This window comes from Ensifer adhaerens, assembly GCF_020035535.1.
GTDB lineage: Bacteria > Pseudomonadota > Alphaproteobacteria > Rhizobiales > Rhizobiaceae > Ensifer.
In genome coordinates this window covers 3,176,623-3,200,803 of the sequence record NZ_CP083349.1, presented here as the reverse complement: position 1 = coordinate 3,200,803, position 24,181 = coordinate 3,176,623, and the positions used below count along the sequence as shown (strand labels likewise).

The following is a 24,181-nucleotide window of genomic DNA, read 5'->3' as shown; positions in this document are numbered from 1 at the left end:
AACCTCTGCCCGGATCAGGCCTTATCAAGCGCTTCGAGTTCGTCGATGAGCCCTTCGATCATCGACAGTCCCTGTGCCCAGAACGACGGATCGGTAGCATCGAGGCCGAAGGGGGCGAGCAACTCGGAGTGGTGCTTGGTGCCGCCAGCCTTCAACAGTTCGAAGTACTTATCCTGGAAGCCTTTTTCCGCGTTCTGGTACACGGCGTAGAGCGAGTTCACCAGGCAGTCGCCGAAGGCATAGGCGTAGACGTAGAAGGGCGAGTGGATGAAGTGCGGGATATAGGCCCAATAGGTCTCGTAGCCCTCGGAAATCCGGATCGCCGGACCAAGGCTTTCGCTCTGCACCGACAGCCACAGCTTGCCAATGTCGTCGGCCGTCAGTTCGCCTTCCTTGCGGGCGGTGTGAACCTTGCGCTCGAACTCGTAGAAGGCAATCTGGCGCACGACGGTGTTGATCATGTCCTCGACCTTTTGCGACAGCATGGCCTTGCGCTCGCGCTTGTCCTTCGTCCGGTCAAGCAGCGCACGGAAGGTCAGCATTTCGCCGAAGACGGACGCGGTTTCGGCGAGCGTCAGCGGGGTCGACGCCATCAGCGCGCCCTGTCCGCCGGCCAGCACCTGGTGCACGCCGTGGCCGAGTTCGTGTGCAAGCGTCATCACGTCGCGCGGCTTGCCCATATAGTTGACGAGCACATAGGGGTGCGCCGACGGAACCGTCGGATGGGCAAAGGCGCCCGGTGCCTTGCCGGGGCGCACCGGTGCGTCGATCCAGCTCTCGTCGAAGAAGCGGCGGGCGATCGCGGCCATTTCCGGCGCGAAGGCATTATAGGCAGAGAGCACGGTGTCCCTGGCTTCGTTCCACGAGATCAGCGCGTTCGGCGTTTCCGGCAACGGCGCATTGCGATCCCAGAAATCCATCTCCTGCATGCCGAGCCACTTCGCCTTCATCGTGTAGTAGCGATGCGACAGGCGCGGATAGGCGGATTTGACGGCTTCTGCAAGCGCATCGACGACTTCGCGTTCGACGCGGTTCGCCAGATGGCGGCTGTCGGCGATGTCCTGAAAACCACGCCAGCTGTCGGAGATTTCCTTGTCCTTGGCAAGCGTGTTGGTGATCAGCGTGAAGGTGCGGATATTGGCCTTGAAGGTTTCTGCAAGCGCCATCGCCGCCTTCTTGCGAACCTCGGTCGCCGGATCCTGCAACAGGTTCAGGGTGACTTCGAGCGGCAGGGATTCACCGTCGACGTTGAAGGTGAGGCTCGCCATCGTCTCGTCGAACAGCCGATTGAAGGCCGCGGCGCCGGTCATCGATTTTTCCAGGAAAAGCTGCTCCAGCTTGTCGTCGAGCTGGTAGGGCTTGTCCATGCGCAGGTCGGTCAGCCAGGGCTTGTAGTGCGCGGCAAGCGGATCGTTTTCCAGCGCCTTGTCGAGGATCGCGTCATCGATGCGATTGAGTTCCAGCGAGAAGAACAGGAGATGCGCCGACATGTCGGTGAGCTTCGACTGCACGTCGCCGTAGAGCTTGCCGTTTTCAGGCTTGGACGTGTCCGAGAAGTAGGTGAGGCCGGCATAGGAGGCGATGCGGCCCATGACGTCTTCGAGCGCTTCGAACTCCCGGACGGCGGCGCCGATGCCAGCGTCACCGGTCTTCGTCGCGGCCTCGGCCAGCTTGCCCTTCCACTTGGTCTCGAAGGCGATCGAGTCGGTCTCGGCCTTCTTCAAGTCGTTGCGAAAAGCATCCGATGTGGCGGACGGATAGAGATCCTCTAGCCGCCAGGACGGCAGGTCACCGAGATCCGCGGTGGCGCCATGGGACTGCCCGGCGGCAGCACGGACGACGGATTGCTCGGGAGCGAAGGGGCGGAAGGTCATCGTCGGATTTCTCTCGTTCGTGACAGGAAGAAGGCAAGCGATATGGGTCCCATTGCTATCGCCGGCAATGGATAAAATGCAAGCATTTCTCAAAACATGATGTTCAGCCCTTTATGGCACAGATGCCTGACGTGATTTGGCACATGAGGTTGGCCAAAAAGTACCGCGTGTCCAGAGCAGGAGGCTTCCGTGACATCACATATTCTGGTCATCGATGACGATCCGGTGCAGCGCCGGTTGCTGACGAACATGATCGAGCGTCTCGGCCATGTGGCGCATCTCGCCGACAACGGCCGCAGCGGCCTGGAGCTCTTGGAGCGCAAGGGCGGCATGATCAATGTCATCCTGCTCGACCTGTTGATGCCGGAGATGAACGGCCACGGCTTCCTCGACGCGCTCGCCGAGCGCGGCGTCGATACGCCTGTCATCGTGCAGACCGGCCAGGGTGGGATCGAGACCGTCGTTCACGCGATGCAGGCGGGGGCGTTCGACTTTCTGGTGAAGCCGGTTTCTCCGGAGCGGCTATCGGTTGCCATCGGCAATGCGCTGAAAATGGCGAGCCGCGATGGCAAGGTCAAAACCTCGCGCCGTCCGCGCGGCGGCGCCGTCGGCTTCGAAGATATCGTTTCGGCAAGTCCGGCGATGATCCGTGTGATCGACCTGGCGCGCCGTGCCGCCCAGTCCAACATCCCGATCGTGCTCGAAGGCGAGTCCGGCGTCGGCAAGGAAATGGTGGCCCGCGCCATCCAGTCGGCGAGCGATCGGGTCGGCAAGCCCTTCGTCACCGTCAACTGTGGCGCGATCCCGCACAATCTGGTCGAGAGCATTCTCTTCGGTCACGAAAAGGGCGCCTTTACCGGCGCGACGGAAAAACACAGCGGCAAGTTCGTCGATGCGGACGGCGGCACCCTGTTCCTCGACGAGATCGGCGACCTGCCGCTCGAAGTACAGGTCAAACTTCTGCGTGCGGTGCAGCAGGGCGAGATCGAGACGATCGGCGCGCGCCATCCGCAGAAGGTCAATGTCCGACTGATCTCCGCCACCAACAAGGACCTGATCAACGAAGTGCGCGAAGGGCGGTTCCGCGAGGACCTCTACTACCGCCTCAACGTCTTCCCGATTACCATTCCGGCGCTGCGCCGGCGCAAGGAAGACATTCCCGTTCTGGTGCGTTCCTTTGTCGAGCGTTTCGCCGCCGAACAGCGGCTGCATGCACCGCTTGCCATATCGAGCGGTGCCTTGGCGCTGCTGACCGCCTATGACTGGCCGGGCAATATCCGGCAGCTGGAAAACGCGATCTTCCGGGCCGTGGTGCTTGCCGAAGGCAACGAACTGACGGTGAAGGACTTCCCGCAGATCGCCACCCAGATCCCGGGTTACGTGGTTTCCGACCGCTCGGGTTTCTCCTGGGGCGAAGCCGGTCCGGAGCGGGAAAACGCGCCGGCGGAGCACGTGCCGAACGTCTATCCGGACTTTGCGAGTGCGGCGAAATCGATGGAAGGCGATGCCGGACACGATCCGCGCATGGAGAACGCGATTGCCAGCGTCGACGAGGGCGGGGACGTGCGCAAGCTTGCCGAAGTGGAAGAGGAACTGATTCGTTTTGCGCTGAAGTTCTACCGCGGACAGATGAGTCAGGTGGCTCGCAAGCTCGGCATTGGCCGGTCTACGCTCTACCGCAAGCTGAAGGATTATGGCATCGATCCCGAGAACCCGTTGAGGGAGGCGGCATAAAATCGACGCATTCACGATTCATTAGCCCTGCTATTCCGTCACCGCCGTTTAGACCTTGTTAGTGAAGTGTTCACTATATTATAAGGGGCGGTGACGACTGTGGCATATTTGCCATGCTGTCACCTTATTTGACAGTCATCTGAGACAGCGAAGTACGGTTGTCCGTCGGACGGGGATTGAATGCCAAATTTGTTCGGTTTTAAGAAGCCGCTCGGCTCCTTAGCGAGAGTCTGCGCGGCGTTTACCCGTAAGGTTCCGCAGGTTCTTACATCCGTTGCGATTGCGGCTACCCTCGTGACGCCGGGCTTTGCACCTCCCGTAGAGGCCGCTGGCCAGACCCGGACACTGAAGCTCTATTTCATTCATACCCAGGAAAAAGCGCAGATCACCTTCAAGCGCAACGGCCGCTACGACCCCAAGGGCCTGCAGGAGATCAACCGCTTCCTGCGCGACTGGCGTCGCAACGAACCGACCAAGATGGATCCGCGCCTGCTCGATCTCGTCTGGGAAGTCTACCAGAAGAGCGGTTCGCGCGATTACATCCACGTCGTCTCGGCCTATCGTTCGCCTGCAACCAACGGCATGCTGCGCTCGCGTTCGAAGGGCGTTGCCAAGAAGAGCCAGCACATGCTCGGCAAGGCGATGGACTTCTACCTTCCCGATGTGAAGCTGAAGACCGTGCGTGAGATCGGCATGAAATTCCAGGTGGGCGGCGTCGGCTTCTATCCGACTTCCGGCTCGCCTTTCGTTCACATGGACGTCGGCGGTGTCCGCGCCTGGCCGCGCATGTCGCGCGCCGAACTTGCGCGCCTCTTCCCTGACGGCAAGACTATGCACCTGCCTTCCGACGGCAAACCGTTGCCCGGCTATGAGCAGGCGGTCGCTGACTACAAGCGTCGCGTTGGTGCCTCGGCGATCGAAGTCGCCGGCGGCGGCGCGACAGGTTCGGGCGACACGGCAAGCGGCAAGCGTCGCGGCAACCTGTTCGCCATGCTCTTTGGCGGCGGTGGCGACGAGGATGAAGAACCCTCGGCGATTGCGGCTGGTCCGGGCGCCGACGACGAAGGCGGCGCTGCGCCGGCTACGGTCCAGACGGCTTCCGCTCCGGCTGCGCAACAGGCGCTGCCCGGTGTCGCCGGCTCTGTTGCCGCCGAACCGGCGGTTGCTGCCGAACAGAACATCAATGCGCCAGTCCCGGCTGTCCGTCCTGCCTTCAAGGATGCGCCTGCCGATGGCGGCGTAGCCGTTGCGCTGGTGGCGCCGCAGAAGAACGCGGCCCAGGATGCGCTTGCCGCTGCCCTGCCGCAGACCTCGGAAATGCCGAGCGAATTCGCCGATCTCGGCTCGATGAAGGTGCCGGTGCCGCAGATGCTTGATCGTCGCGACATGAACACGCTTGTCGCTTCGGCAGATGCTTCCGCGGATGTGCAGGCGCTTGGTTTCGTGCCGGTTCCGGCAGTACGGCCCGCAGGTGACGTGGCCCTTGCCGCAGTTGCCGATGCACAGGTCGTGGTTCCGTCCTTCGCGGAACGTCCGGTTGTCGCGTCCGCAGAGCCGCCGCGTGACGTTGCCGCCGAAGCGTCGACCCGTGTCGCGCTTGCGGCTCCGACGCCCGCCCAGCGCGAGCCGGTATCGCAGCAGCCGATCGAAATGGCGGCCTATGCGCCGCAATCGAACACGAATGCCCGTGCGGCAGTCTTCGACAATGCCTTCGACACACAGGCCGAAGCGCCGGCAAAGGGCGGCCGCCCGAAGAAGAACGACGCCGACGCCGCGACCCGTTCGTCGGTCCGCACCGAACCGAAGCTGACCCAGAAGATCATTTCCGAATGGGCGCTGACGACGGGGCGTGTGGCCACGCTTTCCAAGCCGGTCAAGGCGCCGCGCTTCGTCAGCAAGTCGCTCCGCGCCGCACCGACCACGGTCTACGCCGCTGGCTTCTCCAGCAGCGCCGGCACGGTGGACACGGCCCGGTTCAGCGGCACTGCAGTCAACTTCATGGAAGTGAAGAAGTTCAGCACGAACTGAGCTTCGGCCTCCAAGCAGACCCGAAAAAGCCCGCCGGTCCGGCGGGCTTTTTGATTCTGCATCGTGCTTTCGAGTGCTGCCGCGTCTGGACAGGATCGAGGCGCAGTGCGTTCCGGATTGCACCCGGACGAAGGCCGCCTGTCGGCGGCCTGCAAGTAGCGGCTTATTCTTCGTCGGCCGCCGGCACCATGCCGAGCGCCTGGAGGTAGGTGTCGAGGATCGCTTCCTGTTCCATGCGCTCGTCGTGGTCCTGCTTGCGGATCGAAATGACCTTGCGAAGGATCTTGGCGTCGAAGCCCGTGGACTTGGCTTCGCCGTAGACGTCCTTGATGTCGTCCGCGATGGTCTTCTTTTCTTCTTCCAGGCGTTCGATCCGCTCGATGAAAGCACGAAGCTGATCGCGTGCGACGCCGTGAGCATCCGACATGGTCTTCTCCTTGATACGGGGAATTGAATTTCTTGGGTGCCGTGACGTGCCGCGAACGGCCGCCAAGGTCAAGGGTGATTGCGCAACAACGCGGTCATTTCCGTGGCAAGCGCCGGCGAAATGATCTTATTCCTTCGGTCGGTTGACCTCGAAAGCGGCCTTCTGCTCGGTGGTTGCTTCCCTTTGGTTGCGCTCGCGCCATTCCTCGTAGGGCATGCCGTAGATGATCTCGCGCGATTCCTCCTTGGCGAGAGGAACGCCAGCCTGTTCGGCCGCTTCGCGGTACCAGTTGGAAAGGCAATTGCGACAGAAGCCGGCAAGGTTCATCAGGTCGATGTTCTGGACATCGGAGCGTTCGCGCAGATGGGCGACGAGACGGCGAAAGGCGGCCGCTTCGAAGGCGGTCTGCTGGTCCCGGGTCAGTTCGGTCATGGACGTCGATCCTCTTCAGATGCTACGCGCCAACGGCGGAAATATCTCAATAGCCGCCGGTGCGGGAGGCGTGGCGCTCGTAGCGATGCAACTCGGGCATGGCGTTGAGACCCGCAAGGATTGGCGCCAGCCGCTCGGCCCAGGCGGCAACTCCCGCCGCGTTGGCAATCAGGTCCTGGCGCACCTCGATCAGGGCGTGGGGAATGCCCGGCACCATGCAATGCCGGAACATGGTATCCCCGCGCAGTGCACCGTCATAGGGTTCGTTGTTGCCGACGACGATGTCGCCCGATGCCTCGAGCTTGTCGATCAGCGGCAGGACGGCGCGCGGATCGTTGTCCCAAAGGACGGCGGTGTGCCACGGACGGGCGACACCCTTCCAGGCCGGTGTGTAGGAGTGGATCGAAATGATCAGCGGTGCTGCGCCGTGCGCTTCGGCGCTTCGGCTGATCGTCTCGGAAACGGCGCGATGATAGGGACGGTGGAAGCGGTTCAGCCGGTCCTCCCATTCCTCCTGGCTGATCGGGTGGTTGCCCGGGATGATCGCACCGTCGGAGATCTTCATGATCAGCGTCGGATCGTCCTCGCCGCGATTGGGATCGATCAACAGCCGGGAGAAGCAACCAAGCACGGCCGGTGCATCGAGCATTCGCGAAAGCTGCCGCACCAGCGCCTCGACGCCGATGTCATAGGCGATATGCCGCTCGAATGCCGAAGCGGGCAGGCCGAGACTGCCGTATTCCGCCGGCAGCCGGTTCATCGCGTGGTCGGCAAGCAAAACGATCCCGGTTGCAGGCTTGGCTTCGATAATCTCATAGGGAGAATAGTGTTGCATTCCGGTCCAGTCTCTTGTCTAGCCTCGACTTCGCTGATCGCATGCGCGCGCGTCAATCGCAAGAAACGCGCAACTGTTTAGCGCAATTTGAAAGCAATTTGGCGATTGTAATCGATTAGAGTTACGTTGACTTTCGGGGCTGGCCGTCGCAAGAAAGTGCCACGCAAATCAAAACGGAGTTCCATCGGAAACCGTGTCCAGAAATCCTTTTTCCAAAGCGAAGCCGGGGCTGACGACACTGGGAGGCATCCTCCTGTTTTTCCTGGCAACCTCAAGCTCATTTCTCTTTGCCGACGAAGCGCGCGCCGATTTTCGCGTCTGCAACGGCACGCAAAATCTTGTCGGCGTGGCGATCGGCTACCGAGCCAAGGAAGGCTGGGTAACGGAGGGCTGGTGGCAGGTTCCGGCCACCACCTGCGCGACCTTGATCGAGGGCGAGCTTCAGTCACGATACTATTATCTCTACGCGGAAGACGCGGCCCGTGGTGGCCGCTGGACCGGTGACGTCAACATGTGCGTCGCCGAGAACGAGTTCAAGATCACGGGCGTTCAGGACTGCTTCGCCCGCGGCTTCCAGCGCATGGGATTCAAAGAATACGACACGGGGCGGCAAGGGAGCTGGATGGTTCAGCTCTCCGAAACGCCCGGCACGCAGGAAAGCCAGAATTGATGAAGCGGAACAGAAAAGTCAAAATCCTCGCCACGCTCGGACCGGCGTCTTCCGATGAGCAGATGATCCAGAAGCTGCACGAGGCCGGGGCTGATCTGTTCCGCATCAACATGAGCCACGCGAGCCACGACGTGATGCGCACGCTGGTCCAGCGCATCCGCGCGGTCGAGGCGCGTTGCGGCCGACCGATCGGCATTCTCGGCGATCTGCAGGGGCCGAAGCTGCGCGTCGGCAAGTTTGCCGAAGGCAAGGTAGACCTCAAGGTCGGCCAGACCTTTACCCTCGACAACAGGGACGAGCCTGGCGACAGCACCCGCGTTTTCCTGCCGCATCCTGAGATCCTCGAAGCGGTCAAGCCCGGTCATCGCCTGTTGATCGACGACGGCAAGCTGCATCTCAAGGCTGAAAAGACCGACGGCAAGAGCATCGTCACGACGGTGGTCGCCGGCACCAAGATTTCCGACCGCAAGGGCGTCAGCTTGCCCGACACGCTGCTCGCCGTTGGCGTACTGACCGACAAGGACCGCGCCGACCTCGACGCAGTTCTGGCGACCGGAGAGTTCGACTGGGTGGCGCTCTCCTTCGTGCAGCGTCCGGAGGACCTGGCCGAGGTTCGCAAGATCGCCCGCGGCCGTGTCGGCCTGATGTCGAAGATCGAGAAGCCGCAGGCGCTCGACCGGATCGACGAGATCATCGAGCTTTCGGACGCCTTGATGGTGGCGCGTGGCGACCTCGGTGTCGAAATGCCGCTGGAATCCGTACCGGGCCTGCAGAAGCAGCTGACGCGCGCATGTCGCCGCGCCGGCAAGCCGGTGGTCGTGGCTACCCAGATGCTGGAATCGATGATCTCCGCGCCGGTTCCGACGCGTGCCGAAGTTTCCGACGTCGCGACGGCCGTGTTCGAAGGCGCAGACGCCGTCATGCTGTCGGCAGAATCGGCTTCGGGCGAGTATCCGGTGGAAGCCGTGTCGACCATGGCGTCGATCGCTAGCAACGTCGAGCGCGACCCGCACTATTCCAGCATCATCTACGCGCAGCGCACGCCGCCGGAGGCAACCGGTGCCGACGCGATTTCGCTTGCTGCCCACCAGATCGCCGAAACGCTCCGTCTTGCCGCGATCGTCTGCTACACCTCGTCCGGCACTACCGGTCTGCGCGCCGCTCGCGAGCGGCCCCAGGTTCCGATCATTGCGCTCTCGCCGATCGTCCAGACTGCACGCCGCCTTTCGGTCGTCTGGGGGCTGCATTGCGTCGTCACCGAGGACGCGACGGACCTCGACGACATGGTCAACCGCGCCTGCCGCATTGTGGCGGCCGAAGGCTTCGGCAAGCCCGGCGAACGCGTCATCATCTCTGCCGGCGTGCCCCTGGGTACGCCCGGCGCCACCAACATGCTGCGCATCGCCTATATCGGCTCCGACGGCATGAGCGGCGTCTGACGCAGCATTGGGAAAGTGCGAGGCGGGTCAGTTCTGACTGATGGCTTCGGAAGACGGGATCAGGCGGGCTTCGGCCCGCCTTTTTATTTGCTCGAGATCAGTCGGCTGGCCCGCCATCTTTTCGAGTGCGGCGACGACCACGTCCGTGACCACATAGTCGGGCTTGTGGCCGAGATTGCCGATCCACAGGAGTTCCGCGCCGGGGATATCACGCGCAAGCCCGCGGGAATGGATATCGGCAAGGACGATGCCGTCACTGTCGCCGGTAATGATAACTGTCTGGGCAGTGATCTCGCGGTAGCGCGGTGCAGTCGCGGTCAAGTAGGCATGCAGATTGGCAATATCGCGCGCGTTGTTGCGGAAGGTCGCGGGACGCAGCACCAGATGCGGGCCGGTCTTGTCGATGTAATCGCCGGGTCGCGGATTGGGTGAAAAGATCGAGCGGGTACCGCCCTCGATCCGCCGTTGTCCCAAGGGCGTCACCAGCGTATGGGCGAAGAGCCAGCCGATCACGGGCAGCGCGGTGAAACGGTAGTACCAGTCGATGCCGCCTGGCCACGGGTGTGTCGCGGGTGCCAGCAAGATGAGGCCGGCGGTCCTTTCCGGATGATGCAGGGCGAAGCTCGCGGCGATCGCGCCACCGAAGGAATGGCCGACGATGACGGCGCGACCGATGCCGCGCTTGTCCATCAGCCTTGCGATTGCCGCTGCCTGGCCGTCCGGAAGATCGTTCTCCGCTCCGCCGCGCTCGGAATAGCCGTGGCCGGGACGATCGACGAAAAGCATCTCGGCGCGGTTATCAAGGGCGGGCGCGAAGGCGTGCAGCTGATCAAGCAGATTGCCGCTGGCGCCATGGATGAAAACCACAGGCGGCAGGTCGGCCTTGCCGCTCGCCGGCAGGTGCACGCTGTTCAAGCGGTAACCGCCGATGTCGATGAGTTCTCCGACATTGGGAAACCGCCGCGCGAAGACCCGTGCGTGCCACAGGCTGTAGGTGATGCCGACAAGTGTCAGTCCTATGAAAAGGAGGGTGACTGGAAACATTGTCTCTATCTGTCTTCCGGCGTCGGCGGCTCGTTGGCGCGCGCGAAAATGCGCTGTTACAGCGGGCGGTGAGCGCATCAGCTGCCATCGTGGCCAGATGTCGTCCACGGCGCGCCTGCGGGCAAGCCCGAACTCGGGCAGCGCGGTATCCCGTTCGCCCCTGTTGTAACGGGTGTCGGTCCGATCGACAACGAGGACCGAAGGTGCGCCGAATTGATCGGCGGTGATCTCGACGATGAAGTCGTCGCATTCGAACCAGGCGTGGCTTTTCCAGCTGCCCTCGTGGAAGAAGCCGAATGGACCGATTTCCGTTTGCTGGGGCCTGCGCGCGGCGTGCCCGAGGCCCAACGGGGATCAAAGCCTTCGGTACTCAAGGCCCGCGCGAGAAACGGGCTTGAGCGGCCGCAGGTCCATTGCGAGGCAAGTGCCGGCAGATCGCGGCCCAAGGCCCGATGCCATTCCAGCCAGATTGGCTCCATGAACGGCGCGCGGCCGTCGCTATCTCGCGCAGTGCGTTTTCATGGGCGGGGAGGGACGTTGAAGGGGGGCTGCGATCGACGATGTCGCGTGCGGTCAGGTCTTGCTGCCGGCGAGCTTTTCGGCGAGTTCGCCCAGGCGCTCCTGCGCCTTGCGGTCGGCGGGATAGATGTCCAGGAACTGTTCCCAGGCCCGCATGGCAAGCTCGTCCTTGCCGGAGGCGTCGAGGATCGCGGCCATGCCCGCCAGCGCGCCGAAATGGCGCGGTTCGATCGCCAGGACCCGGTTGATGTCCGACATGGATTTCCGGTAGTTGCCCATAGCGTAGTGCAGTGTCGCGCGGCGGTTCCAGCCTTCGACATAGTTGGGCGCAAGCGTGATCACCTGATCGAGGATGTCGAGTGCCGCCGCCTGCTTGTTGTCGGTGATGGCCTTGTCGGCCCATTGCATCAGCAGATTGACGGTGGCGCTGCCGGAATCCTGCCATTCCACACGGATCTGGTTGGCGAGCTCACGCGCCTTGTCTGCGTCGCGTTCCTTCTTGAGGTCTGCGAACAGGGCATCCAGTCGTTGCTTGGGTGTGGTCAGGCTGGCGGATTCGGTCTGGGCCGGTGTTTCCGCCGCGAAAGAGAAACTGCCAGCTCCGAGGGAGGTGGCGAGCAGGGCGGAACACGCCAGAATCAAGGGTACAAAAACTCGCATGGCGAGCATGTTAGCTCGCCATGGAACAACTTCATAATCAAATCTGGGACATCGCCGAAGCGAAGTCCGCATCCCCGCAGAGATCAGCCCTGACGAGCCTTGAAGCGCGGGTTGGACTTGTTGATGATGTAGATGCGGCCCTTGCGACGAACCAGACGGTTTTCGCGGTGACGGGTCTTCAGCGACTTGAGCGAATTCTTGATCTTCATTTTCCTGATCCGCAGGTTTCGGGGAACGAAAATTCGCCCGGTATCTCTAACAATCAAAAGCGCGCCGGTGAGCGCGCTCCTTTAAGGTGGGATGGCAAATACCGTGTCACCCCTAACGTGTCAACCGCAAGACGCCGCATTTTGGCGTCTCGCCCTGCATTTCTGTGGCTTTCAGCCGTGCAGGAGCTGTGTGACGTGGCCCATCTTGCGGCCGGCGCGGGCCTCGGTCTTGCCGTAGAGGTGCACCAGGACATCGTCCTTGGCAAGCCATGCGGGAACCTCGTTGAGGTCGTCGCCGATCAGGTTCTGCATGACGCAGTCGGAGTGGCGGCGCGGATTGCCGAGCGGCAGACCCGAGACGGCACGGATATGCTGCTCGAACTGCGAGACGACGCAGGCCGCCTCGGTCCAATGTCCGGAATTGTGCACGCGCGGCGCCATCTCGTTGGCGATCAGGCTGCCGTCCGAGAGTACGAAGAACTCGACGCCGATGACGCCGACATAGCCAAGTGCATCGAGGATCGCCTTAGCGGCCTTGCGGGCAGCGTCCGCCGTAGCGTCGCCGACTGCTGCCGGCACCGTCGAGGTGTGAAGGATGCCGTTGCGGTGCACGTTCTCGGCCGGATCGAAGCAGGCGACCGTGCCATCTGTCGCGCGGGCGGCGATGATCGAGATTTCGCGCTCGAAGGGCACGAAGCTCTCAAGGATCAGGGGGACGCCGCCGAGCGCTGCAAAGGCGCCGGCCGGACTGTCATCGGAGGAACGGAAGACGCGCTGTCCCTTGCCGTCGTAGCCGAGGCGGCAGGTCTTGAGCACGCCGGTCCCGCCGAAATCGGCAAGGGCAGCCTCAAGGTCTGCCTGGCTGTCGACAGCGTGAAAGCGCGCAGTCGCAATGCCGCAGTCATTGATGAAGCGTTTCTCGACGAGGCGGTCCTGGGCCACTTCCAGCGCTTTGGGCGGCGGGAAGACGGGGCGTTTCGCGGCGAGCCGTTCGGCAGCCGCGACCGGCACATTCTCGAACTCATAGGTGATGATGTCGCTGACAGCGGCGAGCTGGCTAAGCGCGGCTTCGTCGTCATAGGCAGCAATGATCTGCTCGTTCGCCACCTGTGCCGCCGGACAGTCAACCTGCGGCTCGAGGATGACGGTGCGGAAGTTCAATCGGGCAGCTGCCATTGCCAGCATGCGGCCGAGCTGACCGCCGCCGATAATGCCGATGGTGGTCATGCGTCGTCCACCGGGTATTCGGCGACCGAAATCGTCTGCTGCTCACGCCAGTCGTCAAGCCTGTCGGCGAGATCGTCGTCGCTGAGCGCGAGCACGGCTGCGGCAAGCAGCGCGGCATTCACGGCGCCGGCGCGGCCGATCGCGAGCGTGCCGACGGGGATGCCGGCCGGCATCTGGACAATCGAGAGCAGGCTGTCCTGCCCGGAAAGCGCCTTCGACTGCACCGGCACGCCGAAGACCGGCAGCGGCGTCATCGAGGCGCACATGCCCGGCAGATGGGCTGCGCCGCCGGCGCCGGCAATGATCACCTTGAAGCCCTCGTCGCGGGCGCCCTTGGCGAAGCTGACCAGCCGATCGGGGGTGCGATGGGCGGAAACGATGCGAGCCTCATAGGCAATGTCGAGCGCGTCGAGCGTATCGGCGGCGTTCTTCATCGTCTCCCAGTCCGACTGGCTTCCCATGATGATGGCGACGGGTGGGGTTGTGGTGTCGATCACGTCTATCCTGTTCCGGTTCAGGCGATGATGTCGGGGATGATCTGGTCTTCGATCTTGCTGATCTTGTCCTTGATCGCCAGCTTCTTCTTCTTCATGCGCTGGATCCTCAGCGCGTCGCAGCCGGTCTCGATCATGGCATTAATGGCAGCGTCGTAGTCTTCATGTTCCTGCCTCAGCCGTGCGGCGGTCAGTCTGAGTTCGGCCTGGTCCTGGTCCGGCATGCAAAGCGATCCCCATCAGCCCGGTTGCGAAGTCCTCCTCGAACCGGAATTTCATGCGCCGCTCTATCACATCTTGGGCGGTAACGGGAAGTTATCCGTCGTCATCATTTCGCCTTCGACAAATGAAAAATGGCGTGGCAGAGTAGTAAGGTTACAACCATGGAACATCCGGCATTTGCATGCCGGATGCAAGCAAAAGGAAGGGACTGCCAAATGACTGTTGAGGCTCATCTTGCAACGCTTGAGAAAAAACATGGCGTCCTGGAGCAGGAGCTCCATGCGGCACTGAATCAGCCGTCGGTGGAAGACGAACTGATCTCTGACATCAAGCGAAGGAAGCTGCGCATCAAGGACGAAATCGAAAGGCTTCGCTCCTCAACTCACTGATTATCAACGGTATTTCCTAGGACTATCGGGAAGCGCCATCTCCCCTCTGAGTAGGCGCGACAAGGTTTAGAACCAATCCCCCACGACGGAAGATACGGAATGCTGGACCGGGCTTGGCGCCCGGTCTGTTTTTTGGCGCTGCGCGTTGGCGGCTGCCGGGCTCAGGACCAGAACTGGTCGAGCCAGAGATTGAGGCGGTCGAAACCGGGCCTGTTGATCGCGTAGATGCGCCGGGTGCCGCTTGCCGAAACCGAGACCAGATTGCAATCCAGCAAGGCCTTCAGGTGCTGCGATACGGCCGGGCGGCTGATCGGCAGACCCTCCGCCAGTTCGTTCACCGTCCTTGGCGCGCGCCGCAGTTCCTCCAGCAGGTGGCGCCGGTTCGGGTCCGCAATGGCATCGAAAGGGTCCGCGATCGTCATGGGCGGACGTTAGGCGAAATTTTGCAAAGCAGCAAGAAATTTGTGCAATGCGAAATGCTAATTTTGCTTTGCAATATTTCCGTAATACTTTGGGCCCCGCCTCAGCCGCCGGCAGCGAGGCTGTTGATACCGTCCCAGAGCAGTTTCGATCCCGCAAGGAAGGCCATGGTATACATGAAGGGGTAGAAGATCTGCGGCTTCATGCGGCGAACGATCCAGGCACCGCACATGGTCGCGACGATGGCGAGCGGGAAGAGCGTCGCCGAGATTTTCAGGTTGCTGAGATCCAGTTGCCCCAGGGCGAAATAGGGGATGAGCTTCACCGCATTCAGGATTGCGAAGAAGCGGACGATCGTGCCGGTATATTCGCGGGGGTCGAGCTGCAGCGGCAGCGCGTAAATCTGGAAGGGCGGACCGCCGGCATGGGCGACGAAGCTGCCATAGCCGGCAAACGAACCCCAGAGTGCCGCCGGGCCGGCGCGCTGTTCCTTCGGCGCAATCGTGATGCCAAGGCGCGTGCGCCAGACATTGTAGACGTATCTGAGCACGAAGAGCACCGTGATCAGGCCGATGATCAGGCGAAGGAGGTCACGCGAAACATAGGCGGAGGTCGCCCAGCCGATGACGATGCCGGCGATGGCGCCGGGCAGCAGCATGAAGAGCGTGGTGCGATCGCCATGCTTGCGCCACATCCAGAGCGAGACGAGATCCATGGCGATCAGGATCGGGAGAAGAAGGGCGGCCGCCTGGACGGGGGACACCGCCATCGACAGGATCGGGACGCCCATCAGCGACAGCGCTTCCCCCATGCCGCCCTTGCTGAGGCCAACGAGCAGAACTGCCGGAATGGCGATAAGATAGAAGTCGAGATCAGGAAGCATGGGTGGCGGTTGATCCTTTTGCAGTCTCCGTCTATCGGTTTTCCCAAATGAAATCGAGCGCTGGTTTCGCCACCCTGGCGGATGCAGCCGGAAATGGATGTCTTGATATGACAACAGAACGTTGCCGCCTGGTGCTGATTGCGCCCGATATGCCCGATGCGGCCGAACGCGCGAATGTGCTTGCCGATGCGCTGAAGGGCGGTGACGTCGCCTCGGTGATCGTTCCGCAATACGGGCTGGACGATTCCGAGTTCCAGAAACATGCCGAGCGCCTGGTTCCGGTCATCCAGGAGGCTGGTGCCGCCGCGCTCATCGAGGGTGACTCTCGCGTCGCTGGTCGCGCCAAGGCCGACGGCCTGCACATTGCCGGCAATGCGGAAGCGCTTGGCGATGCGGTCGAGAAACACACGCCGAAGCTGATCGTCGGCGGGGGCAACGCGGCTGATCGTCACCATGCGCTTGAGATCGGCGAAGTGCGCCCCGACTACGTGTTCTTCGGCAAGACCGACGGCGACATCAAGCCGGAGGCGCATTCGAAGAACCTGGCGCTGGCGGAGTGGTGGGCCTCGATGATCGAGATCCCCTGCATCGTCATGGGAGGCACGGACCCGGAATCGGCACTGGCGGTAGCGGAGACCGGCGCCGAGTTCGTGGCGCTTCGTCTTGCCGTCTTCGGCGAACCGGGACAGGCGCCTTCGGTCGTTGCTGCGGTCAACGCACTTCTTGACGAAAAAGCGCCACGGTTTGAAGATTAAGACGTTTCGATGTTGAGCCGTCTGCCTTCCCGATTGAGTCGAGGTCTTTCCCTTGTTGCCATGGCGGTCGCCCTGGCGCTGCCGGCGCATGCGCAGGAGCAGAAGGGTGGTGGCGAGGACGCCGGCGTCGAAAAGCGTGGTCGCATTACGCCCTTCAACGGGGCGGCGATGCCGGAGGGCGCGACGCCGACCGGCAACAAAGATGACAAGTCGGCTGGTGGTCCCGGCAAGAAGCCTGCCGATGGTACTGTCCCATCTTCCGGCGTCGGTGTTTTCGATCGCATGGGTGCCGAATTGCCGGCATTGCCAGCGGAAAAGCCCTTTACCGGCAAGGTGGACGACGCCTATGGCGCGTTCCAGCGTGGCTATTACCTGACCGCGATGGACCTGGCGCTGCCGCGGGCGCAGCTCGGCGACCCGGCGGCACAGACGCTGATCGCCGAGATCCTGCAGCAGGGCCTGGGCGTCGTGCGCAATCCCCAGCAGGCCGCCTTCTGGTACGGCCAGGCCGCGGAAAAAGGCGATCCCGCCGCGATGTTCAAATACGCGCTGATCCTGATGGAAGGCCGTTACGTCAAGCGCGACCGGAAGAAGTCCGAAGACCTGATGAAGAAGTCGGCCGATCTCGGCAATGGCTCGGCGCAATTCAACTACGGCCAGACGCTCGTCGCCGACAATCCCGGACCCAAGGGGCTGAAGCTGGCGATGCCCTATTATGAAAAGTCGGCCGAACAGGGCATCGCGGACGCGCAATATGCGCTGTCGCAGATCCTGGTCAATGTCGATGGCATCGAGGAAAGCAAGCGGGCGCGGGCGCGCGAATGGCTGATCCGCGCGGCACGGGCGGGCTTCGACACTGCGCAGCTCGACATTGCGATCTGGATGATCGAGGGCATCGCCGGAGACCGGAACCTGGAAGACGGCTTTGGCTGGATGCGGCGGGCCGCCGAGGGCGGCAACGTGGTTGCGCAGAACCGGCTTTCGCATCTCTATGTCAATGCCATCGGCACAAGGCCCAATCCGGTCGAGGCGGCGAAATGGTATGTGCTTTCGCGCCGCGCCGGCCTCAAGGACGACGCGCTCGAAGACTTCTATCTCGGCCTCAACGAAGAACAGCAGAAGCAGGCGCTCAGCGCCGCCAACAAGTTTCGCCGGAGCTGAACGGCCCTGGTTGCGGCGGAATCGACCGTAGCCTTTGGCCGAAACGCTATTTCGCTTGAATTTGCGGGCCATTTGTGGTTCTGAGGCCGCGGTTTTGCTCGTGGTGCCGCGACTGTTCGCGGCGACGGCGAGCGGAGTGAGAATTCACTCGGTTTTTTGACGACGGAGCTCAATCTGCAGCTTGCCCTCAGTCCTTGGATCGTATCCGATCGAAGGAATTGCAGTGGGGTCGGCAATGCGGCCCATGTTCCGTCAAGCAGGTTCAACGTCCGATCGAGTGCGCTCGATCGGCCTTCGTTTTCAAGGGATCGCCAGATGGCCCGTTCAGCTCTTCTCAATGTCATGGTTCAGGCCGCCTTCAAGGCCGGAAAGTCGTTGGCCCGCGATTTCGGCGAAGTCCAGAACCTGCAGGTCTCGCTCAAGGGACCGGGCGACTATGTTTCGCAGGCTGACCGCAAGGCCGAAAAGCTCATCCGCGAAGAACTTCTGAAGGCACGCCCGACCTACGGCTTCCTCGGTGAGGAAGGCGAAGAGATCATCGGCACCGATGGCGCGCATCGCTGGATCGTCGATCCGCTCGACGGCACCACCAATTTCCTGCACGGCATCCCGCATTTCGCCGTTTCGATCGCGCTCGAGCGTCAGGGCGAAATCGTCGGCGCCGTTGTCTTCAACCCGGCGACGGATGAACTCTACACCGCCGAGCGTGGTGGCGGCGCGTTCCTCAACGACCGCCGTCTGCGCGTCGCAGCGCGCAAGCACCTTTCCGATGCCGTGATCGCGACCGGCACGCCGCATCTCGGCCGCGGCAACCACGGCAAGTACCTCATCGAACTGCGCCACGTGATGGGTGAAGTCGCAGGCATCCGCCGTATGGGCGCCGCCTCGCTCGATCTCGCCTATGTCGCAGCCGGCCGCTACGACGGTTACTGGGAGCGCGACCTCGCCGCCTGGGATATTGCTGCCGGCGTGCTGCTGATCCGCGAGGCTGGCGGCTGGACCACCGACATCAACGGTGGCGCCAAGCCGGTCGAAGATGGCTCGATCGTTTGTGGCAACGAATACATCACCAAGGCGCTCAAGGACGTCGTGCACCGTCCGGTCCCGACGAAGTAAGCAGCGATCCCATTCCTGTGCTCGGCCTCCGGCGCTCACCCGCGTCGGAGGCCTTGTTTTTCCGGTTGATCCGGAATGAGGCAACACGACAGCGCCACATGCCTGTGCCTATCTAAGGCGGTCGCAGCCGTTGCCTCACTTTGAGAAACGGCTGAATTTCATCCTTGAATCGATTTCGGTTTCGGGAATTATGCAGTAGGCTCCGGGCCGGCGCGGCGCCGTTCCGTCAAGTAAAAACCGGGAGATACTTATACCCATGACGCAACTGCATCTGTCCGGGTGGAACGGTCGGGAAGGCGTGGAAGAAGGCTATAATCCGCACAAGCTTTCGAGCCCCATGCACTATTTCTGGATCATGGTGGTCTTCCTGATCATCGTCGGTTTCGTGGGCGCAATCCTCTTTCGGCAGGCACACAACGCCTTTCTGGCCAACCCCGGCCTCAATGGTTTGATCCTCGGGGTGCTCTTGATCGGCATCCTGCTCGTCTTCAACCATGTGCTGGGCTTGCGTCCCGAAGTGCGTTGGTTCAACTCTTTCCGCGCCGCCGGTAGCGCCGACAAGGTGGGCCGCGACCCGGTGCTTTTGGCGCCGATGCGGGCACTGATCGGTGCCCGCCAGACGGCGATCTCGACGACGGCGTTGCGCTCCATCCTGGATTCGATCGCGACCCGCCTGGATGAATCCCGCGATATCTCGCGCTACCTGACCGGCCTTCTCGTGTTTCTCGGCCTGCTCGGCACCTTCTGGGGTCTCTTGGGCACCATCGGTTCGATCAACACGGTCATCCAATCGCTGGATGCAGGTTCGGGAACCACCGAGGACATTCTGGCGGCCCTGAAAAGCGGCCTGTCGGCGCCGCTCACGGGCATGGGTACGGCGTTCTCGACGTCGCTCTTTGGTCTTTCCGGCTCGCTGATCCTCGGCTTCCTCGACCTGCAGGCCGGCCGCGCGCAGAACCGTTTTTACACCGAGCTTGAAAACTGGCTTTCCTCCGTCACTGATGTCGGTTCGGAGCTGACGTCGTCGCTCGATGCGCCATCGGGCGCCCCGGTGGAGGAGCTGAAGAAGCTCACCGATCAGCTGGTACGCCTCAATCAGGAGGGCGGCTCGAGCCAGCGAACGACTGCCGCCATGGCAAGCCTTGCCGAAGGCATCCAGGGGCTGGTGAAAAACATGCGTGGCGAGCAGCAGATGCTCCGGGACTGGATCGAAGCGCAGCAGGAAGAGGCCAAGGCGATGCGCAGGACGCTCGACAAATTGTCGTCCCGCATCGGCGGCGATCGCATCGCCGTCACCAGCGAGAGGTCGTCTGTGCCGGCCAAGGTCGGACAGTTGGACGAGACCGGAGGAGAATAATCCATGGCGCTCGCCCGTAAAGGCCGCTCGCAGCGCACGATCGATTATTGGCCGGGCTTCGTCGATGCGCTGTCGACGCTCCTGCTTTCGATCATGTTCCTGCTCACCGTCTTCGTTCTCGGGCAGTTTCTGCTGAGCCGTGAGATCAGCGGCAAGGACGAGGTGCTGACCAGGCTGAACAGCCAGATCAACGAACTTACTCAACTCCTGGCGCTCGAGAAAAGCGGCAAGCAGGATCTCGAGGATTCGCTCGCCAATCTCCAGGCATCGCTTTCCCAGTCGGAAGGCGAACGTTCACGGCTCCAGGCGCTGCTCGACCAGGGCGCCGGCAGCAGCGACGCGGCCAACCAGAAGATCGGACGGCTCGGCACCGAGCTCGAGAACGAGCGTGATGTCAGCGCCCGGGCGATGAGCCAGATCGAACTTCTGAACCAGCAGATCGCGGCGCTGCGCAACCAGATCGCCGCAATCGAGGTCGCGCTTCAGGCATCGGAAGCGAAGGACCAGGCATCGCAGACGAAGATCGCCGACCTTGGCCGTCGCCTGAACGTGGCGCTTGCCCAGCGGGTACAGGAACTCAACCGCTACCGCTCCGATTTCTTCGGACGCTTGAGGGAAATTCTCTCCGATCGCGAAAACATCCGCATTGTCGGCGACCGCTTCGTGTTCCAGTCGGAAGTGCTGTTCCCGTCCGGTGGCAGCGATCTCAATCCCGACGGGCAGACGGAGATGGGGAAGCTTGCTTCGGCATTGCTTGATCTTGCCAAGGAGATCCCGGCGGAGATCAACTGGGTGCTGCGCGTCGACGGCCATACCGACAACGTCCAACTCTCCGGAACCGGCCGTTATGCCGACAACTGGGAGCTTTCTTCGGCGCGTGCGACCTCGGTGGTGAAGTTCCTGATCTCGAAGGGGGTTCCTGCTGATCGGCTGGTCGCAGCCGGCTTTGGCGAATACCAGCCGATTGCACCCGGCGAAACCCCGGAGGCCCGGGCCCAGAACCGCCGCATCGAGCTCAAGCTGACCGAAAAATAGGACGCTTCCGAAACACGCAGCGGTCGGCGCCGACTCTTGAATTGACCTTGACGTACGCGTAACAGTTTCTGCAGCCGTTCGTGGGCGGCGGCAGTTCTCGGTCGTCTGAATAGACGCGCGGCGCTGTCTGGGATGCAGGGGAGGGCATTTCATGGATTGCGATGTGTTGGTCGTCGGCGCTGGCCTTGCCGGCCTCGTCGCCGCCTCGGAGGCGGCTGCCCGTGGCCGCAGGGTCATCGTTCTCGATCAGGAAGGCGAACAGAACCTTGGCGGTCAGGCGTTCTGGTCGCTGGGTGGTCTGTTCTTCGTCGATAGTCCCGAGCAGCGCCGCATGGGCATCCGCGACACGCGGGAGCTTGCCTTGCAGGACTGGATGGGGTCGTCGCAGTTCGACCGTCCCGAAGACCATTGGCCGCGGCTTTGGGCGGAAGCCTATCTCGACTTTGCCGCCGGCGAAAAGCGTCGCTGGCTGCATTCCCTCGGCATGCGCTGGTTCCCCGTCGTTGGCTGGGCCGAACGCGGTGGCGGGCTTGCCCATGGTCACGGCAACTCGGTGCCGCGCTTCCACGTCACCTGGGGCACGGGGCCAGCGGTGCTCGAGCCCTTCGTGCGTTTGACGCGAGAGGCGGAAAGCCGCGGCCTCGTGCGCTTCCGGTTCCGCCATAGGGTCGATGAACTCATCGTCACCGATGGAAAGGTGACGGGTACCCGCGGTGCGCTGCTAAAGGAAGATCTGGTCGGGCGCGGCGAGCGCAGTTCCCGCGACGTCGACGGCGATTTCGAGATTTCGGCAGCGGCTGTCATCGTCACCTCGGGCGGTATCGGCGGCAACCATGATCTCGTTCGCCGCAACTGGCCGCGCAAGCGGCTCGGTCAACCGCCGGCAACCATGGTTTCGGGCGTACCGCATCACGTCGACGGGCGCATGCTGGAGATCGCCAGTCGCGCACGCGGCTCGGTCATCAACTCGGATCGCATGTGGCACTATACCGAGGGGGTTAGAAACTTTGATCCGATCTGGCCGGAACATGGCATCCGCATCCTACCCGGCCCATCGTCCTTCTGGTGCGACGCGGATGGCAATCGCTTTTCCGCCCCGGCGATGCCCGGCTTCGATACGCTCGGCACATTGCAGGCGATCCGCGACAGCGGTCACGACTACAGCTGGTTCATCCTGACGCGGGCGATCATCAAGAAGGAATTCGCGCTCTCCGGTTCGGAACAGAACCCGGATCTGACCGGCAAGAGCATTTCGCTGCTTCTGAAACGGCTCGGCAAGAACCCGCCAGGCCCGGTCCAGGCCTTCATGGACAAGGGTGAGGATTTCATCGTCCGGGAGCGGCTTGAAGACCTTGTGCCGGCGATGAACGCGCTGACGGGCGAGGATCGGCTGTCGCTCGACCATCTTCGCCAGCAGATCGAGGCGCGCGACCGCGAGATCACCAACCCGTTTTCCAAGGATGCGCAGGTCACCGCAATCCGCGGCGCTCGCGCCTATCGCGGTGATCGGCTGCTGCGCACCGCCAAGCCACATCGGTTGCTCGATGCGAACGCCGGGCCGCTGATCGCCGTTCGCCTGCATATCCTGACGCGCAAGACGCTCGGCGGCCTGCAGACCAACCTCTCGGGCCAGGTGCTCGAACAATCGGGCGAGCCGGTCCCGGGCCTCTATGCCGCCGGCGAGGTCGCCGGTTTCGGCGGCGGCGGCATGCATGGCTACAATGCGCTCGAAGGCACCTTCCTCGGCGGCTGCATCTTCTCGGGCCGGATGGCGGGGCGAGGTGCTGCGGGGGCATGACTGGCCGCTGTTCGAAAGACCCCCACCCTAACCCTCTCCCCGCATTGCTGGGAGAGGGCACGAGTGTTCCGGCTGAGTTCCCCATTCATCTGGGTGAGGGGGATGGTGATTTTGGAACGAGTGCGCACCAATGGCCCCTTCGCCCCGGGGAGAAGGTGGCGGCAGCCTTCCCTCACCGCATGCATGAGGGGCGATTTCGCTAAGTCAAATCAAATGCCTGTCGATCAATCCATCTGCACATTCGCGTCGCGAACGACCGGGGTCCACTTCTCGAGTTCCGCACTCACGTGGGTGCCGAGCTCCTCGGGCGTCGACCCGACGATCTTGGCGCTGAACTCCTTCATGCGTTCGATCACGGCGGGATCCTTCATGGCCTTGTTTGCCGCCTCGTTGAGGCGAGCAACCACCGGCTGCGGGGTGTTCGCCGGGGCAAAGAGCGCGTTCCAGGTGTAGGTCTCATAGCCCGGGATGCCGGCTTCGGCGACGGTCGGCACATCGGGGAAGGAGGGCGCCCGTTCCGCCGTGGTTACGGCAAGCGCGCGCAGCGTTCCCGCCTTGATGTGGCCGGAGGAGGAGGGGAGGTTGTCGAACATGATCGGCACCTGGTTGCCGATGACATCGTTCAGCGCCGGGCCGGCGCCCTTGTAGGGGATATGCTGCATGCTGACGCCGGCCATCTTCTTGAACAGTTCGCCGGAGAGATGCAGCGGCGTGCCGTTGCCGGAGGACGCGTAGCTGTATTCGTCGGGCTTGGTCTTGAGCAGCGCCAGCAGTTCCTCGACATTCTTGGCGGAAAGCTCGGGATTGACGACCAGCACGTTGGGCACGATCACCAGCAGCGAAATTGGCGCGAAGTCCTTCTCCGGATCGTAGGGCCTGGTCTTGAGGATCAGCGGGTTGAGCGCGTGGGTGGCGACGGTCCCCATCAGGATCGTGTAGCCATCCGGATCGGCGCGCGCGACATTGGCCGCCCCGAGATTGCCACCGGCGCCGGCGACGTTCTGGACGATCACCTGTTCGCCGAGGTCTTCCGACATTTTCTGTGCGACGATGCGCGCGACCACGTCGGTCGAGCCGCCGGCGGCGAAGGGAACGACCATGGTAATCGGTCGGTCCGGGAAGCCCTGCGCCAGGGCCGAGGTGCCAAAGGGCAGCGCCGATAGCGCCATCAGGCCCAGCGTCAGGGTTGCGCGCCGGGTCAGGTCCGAAAATGCCATGCTAATTCCTCCCACTCGTTCAGCAAACAGCAAACCGGCCCGCGCTGCATGACACCCTAAATCGAGATCGGTTCAGGGGCGAAATCATGCAGCCGTTCAGTGAGTTGCAGCAACCTTGGCGCGTCCGAACGCACGCGCGGCGCCGCAGGCCGGCCCCATAACTATAGGGCGCGGCCGTCGGCGGACAACCGTCTGGTGTAAAATCGAAATGGGCGGCGTCCGAACCGCCACAGGCG

Annotated in this window: 24 protein-coding genes; 11 read left to right on the top strand and 13 right to left on the bottom strand. The window is 62.7% G+C overall.

Going from position 1 to position 24,181, the window contains the following annotated elements:
- Positions 1 to 14: 14 nt before the first annotated feature.
- The gene (locus tag LAC81_RS15780) at positions 15 to 1,874 is read right to left on the bottom strand and encodes a M3 family oligoendopeptidase (RefSeq protein WP_223725559.1); all 1,860 of its coding nucleotides are present in this window, start codon (positions 1,872 to 1,874) and stop codon (positions 15 to 17) included.
- A 189-nt stretch (positions 1,875 to 2,063) separates the two neighbouring features.
- Between LAC81_RS15780 and LAC81_RS15775 the strand changes: the two genes are divergently transcribed.
- Together LAC81_RS15775 and LAC81_RS15770 are read left to right on the top strand one after the other, a co-directional pair.
- Entirely contained in the window at positions 2,064 to 3,608 is a 1,545-nt protein-coding gene (locus tag LAC81_RS15775) for a sigma-54-dependent transcriptional regulator (RefSeq protein ID WP_113540856.1), read from the top strand.
- Positions 3,609 to 3,788: 180 nt separating this feature from the next.
- Positions 3,789 to 5,636, top strand: coding sequence for a DUF882 domain-containing protein (locus LAC81_RS15770; RefSeq protein WP_223725558.1), 1,848 nt, complete (start codon positions 3,789 to 3,791; stop codon positions 5,634 to 5,636).
- Between the two features lie 163 nt (positions 5,637 to 5,799).
- Here the strand turns inward: LAC81_RS15770 and LAC81_RS15765 are convergent, their stop codons facing one another.
- The 3 genes from LAC81_RS15765 to LAC81_RS15755 form a co-directional block, all read right to left on the bottom strand.
- Positions 5,800 to 6,063 (bottom strand): DUF2312 domain-containing protein, encoded by a 264-nt coding sequence (locus tag LAC81_RS15765; RefSeq protein ID WP_034806111.1) that lies wholly within the window; start codon positions 6,061 to 6,063, stop codon positions 5,800 to 5,802.
- 126 nt (positions 6,064 to 6,189) lie between these two features.
- Positions 6,190 to 6,495 (bottom strand): DUF1244 domain-containing protein, encoded by a 306-nt coding sequence (locus tag LAC81_RS15760; protein WP_223725557.1) that lies wholly within the window; start codon positions 6,493 to 6,495, stop codon positions 6,190 to 6,192.
- A 46-nt stretch (positions 6,496 to 6,541) separates the two neighbouring features.
- Positions 6,542 to 7,330, bottom strand: a complete 789-nt coding sequence (locus LAC81_RS15755) for an N-formylglutamate amidohydrolase (protein WP_223725556.1) — start codon at positions 7,328 to 7,330, stop codon at positions 6,542 to 6,544.
- 193 nt (positions 7,331 to 7,523) lie between these two features.
- Between LAC81_RS15755 and LAC81_RS15750 the strand changes: the two genes are divergently transcribed.
- Complete coding sequence (locus LAC81_RS15750; protein WP_113540860.1) at positions 7,524 to 8,000, top strand: DUF1036 domain-containing protein; 477 nt, start codon at positions 7,524 to 7,526, stop codon at positions 7,998 to 8,000.
- The gene (pyk, locus tag LAC81_RS15745; protein WP_223725555.1) at positions 8,000 to 9,439 is read left to right on the top strand and encodes a pyruvate kinase; all 1,440 of its coding nucleotides are present in this window, start codon (positions 8,000 to 8,002) and stop codon (positions 9,437 to 9,439) included. Before LAC81_RS15750 ends, pyk begins: the two co-directional genes overlap by 1 nt.
- 27 nt (positions 9,440 to 9,466) lie before the next feature.
- Here the strand turns inward: pyk and LAC81_RS15740 are convergent, their stop codons facing one another.
- The 6 genes from LAC81_RS15740 to LAC81_RS15715 all read right to left on the bottom strand — a co-directional run bounded on the left by LAC81_RS15740 (position 9,467) and on the right by LAC81_RS15715 (position 13,816).
- Positions 9,467 to 10,483 carry an alpha/beta fold hydrolase gene (locus LAC81_RS15740; protein WP_223727837.1) on the bottom strand — a complete coding sequence of 339 codons (1,017 nt, stop codon included), beginning with the start codon at positions 10,481 to 10,483 and terminating at the stop codon, positions 9,467 to 9,469.
- Positions 10,484 to 11,056: 573 nt separating this feature from the next.
- A complete protein-coding gene (locus LAC81_RS15735; RefSeq protein WP_223725554.1) occupies positions 11,057 to 11,671 on the bottom strand; it encodes a hypothetical protein in 615 nt (204 codons plus the stop codon).
- Between the two features lie 74 nt (positions 11,672 to 11,745).
- Positions 11,746 to 11,871, bottom strand: coding sequence for a type B 50S ribosomal protein L36 (gene ykgO / locus LAC81_RS15730; protein ID WP_034806120.1), 126 nt, complete (start codon positions 11,869 to 11,871; stop codon positions 11,746 to 11,748).
- A 171-nt stretch (positions 11,872 to 12,042) separates the two neighbouring features.
- A complete protein-coding gene (locus LAC81_RS15725; RefSeq protein ID WP_223725553.1) occupies positions 12,043 to 13,098 on the bottom strand; it encodes a 5-(carboxyamino)imidazole ribonucleotide synthase in 1,056 nt (351 codons plus the stop codon).
- The gene (gene purE, locus LAC81_RS15720) at positions 13,095 to 13,559 is read right to left on the bottom strand and encodes a 5-(carboxyamino)imidazole ribonucleotide mutase (protein WP_162768953.1); all 465 of its coding nucleotides are present in this window, start codon (positions 13,557 to 13,559) and stop codon (positions 13,095 to 13,097) included. Before purE ends, LAC81_RS15725 begins: the two co-directional genes overlap by 4 nt.
- A gap of 53 nt (positions 13,560 to 13,612) precedes the next feature.
- Positions 13,613 to 13,816, bottom strand: a complete 204-nt coding sequence (locus tag LAC81_RS15715) for a YdcH family protein (RefSeq protein WP_057254651.1) — start codon at positions 13,814 to 13,816, stop codon at positions 13,613 to 13,615.
- 213 nt (positions 13,817 to 14,029) lie between these two features.
- Here LAC81_RS15715 and LAC81_RS15710 point away from each other — a divergent pair, with 213 nt between their 5' ends.
- A complete protein-coding gene (locus LAC81_RS15710; protein WP_113540867.1) occupies positions 14,030 to 14,203 on the top strand; it encodes a YdcH family protein in 174 nt (57 codons plus the stop codon).
- 161 nt (positions 14,204 to 14,364) lie between these two features.
- Here LAC81_RS15710 and LAC81_RS15705 read toward each other — a convergent pair whose 3' ends face one another.
- Both LAC81_RS15705 and LAC81_RS15700 read right to left on the bottom strand, forming a co-directional pair.
- A complete protein-coding gene (locus LAC81_RS15705; RefSeq protein WP_057254652.1) occupies positions 14,365 to 14,625 on the bottom strand; it encodes an ArsR/SmtB family transcription factor in 261 nt (86 codons plus the stop codon).
- Positions 14,626 to 14,726: 101 nt separating this feature from the next.
- Positions 14,727 to 15,506 (bottom strand): sulfite exporter TauE/SafE family protein, encoded by a 780-nt coding sequence (locus tag LAC81_RS15700; protein ID WP_223725552.1) that lies wholly within the window; start codon positions 15,504 to 15,506, stop codon positions 14,727 to 14,729.
- A 107-nt stretch (positions 15,507 to 15,613) separates the two neighbouring features.
- Between LAC81_RS15700 and LAC81_RS15695 the strand changes: the two genes are divergently transcribed.
- The 6 genes from LAC81_RS15695 to LAC81_RS15670 all read left to right on the top strand — a co-directional run bounded on the left by LAC81_RS15695 (position 15,614) and on the right by LAC81_RS15670 (position 22,728).
- On the top strand, positions 15,614 to 16,261 hold the full coding sequence (locus LAC81_RS15695) for a thiamine phosphate synthase (RefSeq protein ID WP_223725551.1): 648 nt from the start codon (positions 15,614 to 15,616) through the stop codon (positions 16,259 to 16,261).
- A gap of 9 nt (positions 16,262 to 16,270) precedes the next feature.
- Positions 16,271 to 17,422: a tetratricopeptide repeat protein gene (locus tag LAC81_RS15690; protein WP_223725550.1), complete on the top strand. Its 1,152-nt coding sequence runs from the start codon at positions 16,271 to 16,273 to the stop codon at positions 17,420 to 17,422.
- 315 nt (positions 17,423 to 17,737) lie between these two features.
- On the top strand, positions 17,738 to 18,538 hold the full coding sequence (locus LAC81_RS15685) for an inositol monophosphatase family protein (RefSeq protein ID WP_113540871.1): 801 nt from the start codon (positions 17,738 to 17,740) through the stop codon (positions 18,536 to 18,538).
- 256 nt (positions 18,539 to 18,794) lie between these two features.
- Positions 18,795 to 19,895, top strand: a complete 1,101-nt coding sequence (locus LAC81_RS15680; RefSeq protein WP_223725549.1) for a flagellar motor protein MotA — start codon at positions 18,795 to 18,797, stop codon at positions 19,893 to 19,895.
- A 3-nt stretch (positions 19,896 to 19,898) separates the two neighbouring features.
- Positions 19,899 to 20,930: a peptidoglycan -binding protein gene (locus LAC81_RS15675; RefSeq protein ID WP_223725548.1), complete on the top strand. Its 1,032-nt coding sequence runs from the start codon at positions 19,899 to 19,901 to the stop codon at positions 20,928 to 20,930.
- Positions 20,931 to 21,081: 151 nt separating this feature from the next.
- Positions 21,082 to 22,728 carry an FAD-binding dehydrogenase gene (locus LAC81_RS15670; protein ID WP_223725547.1) on the top strand — a complete coding sequence of 549 codons (1,647 nt, stop codon included), beginning with the start codon at positions 21,082 to 21,084 and terminating at the stop codon, positions 22,726 to 22,728.
- Between the two features lie 224 nt (positions 22,729 to 22,952).
- Here the strand turns inward: LAC81_RS15670 and LAC81_RS15665 are convergent, their stop codons facing one another.
- Positions 22,953 to 23,945: a Bug family tripartite tricarboxylate transporter substrate binding protein gene (locus LAC81_RS15665; RefSeq protein ID WP_223725546.1), complete on the bottom strand. Its 993-nt coding sequence runs from the start codon at positions 23,943 to 23,945 to the stop codon at positions 22,953 to 22,955.
- Between the last annotated feature and the right edge of the window lie 236 nt (positions 23,946 to 24,181).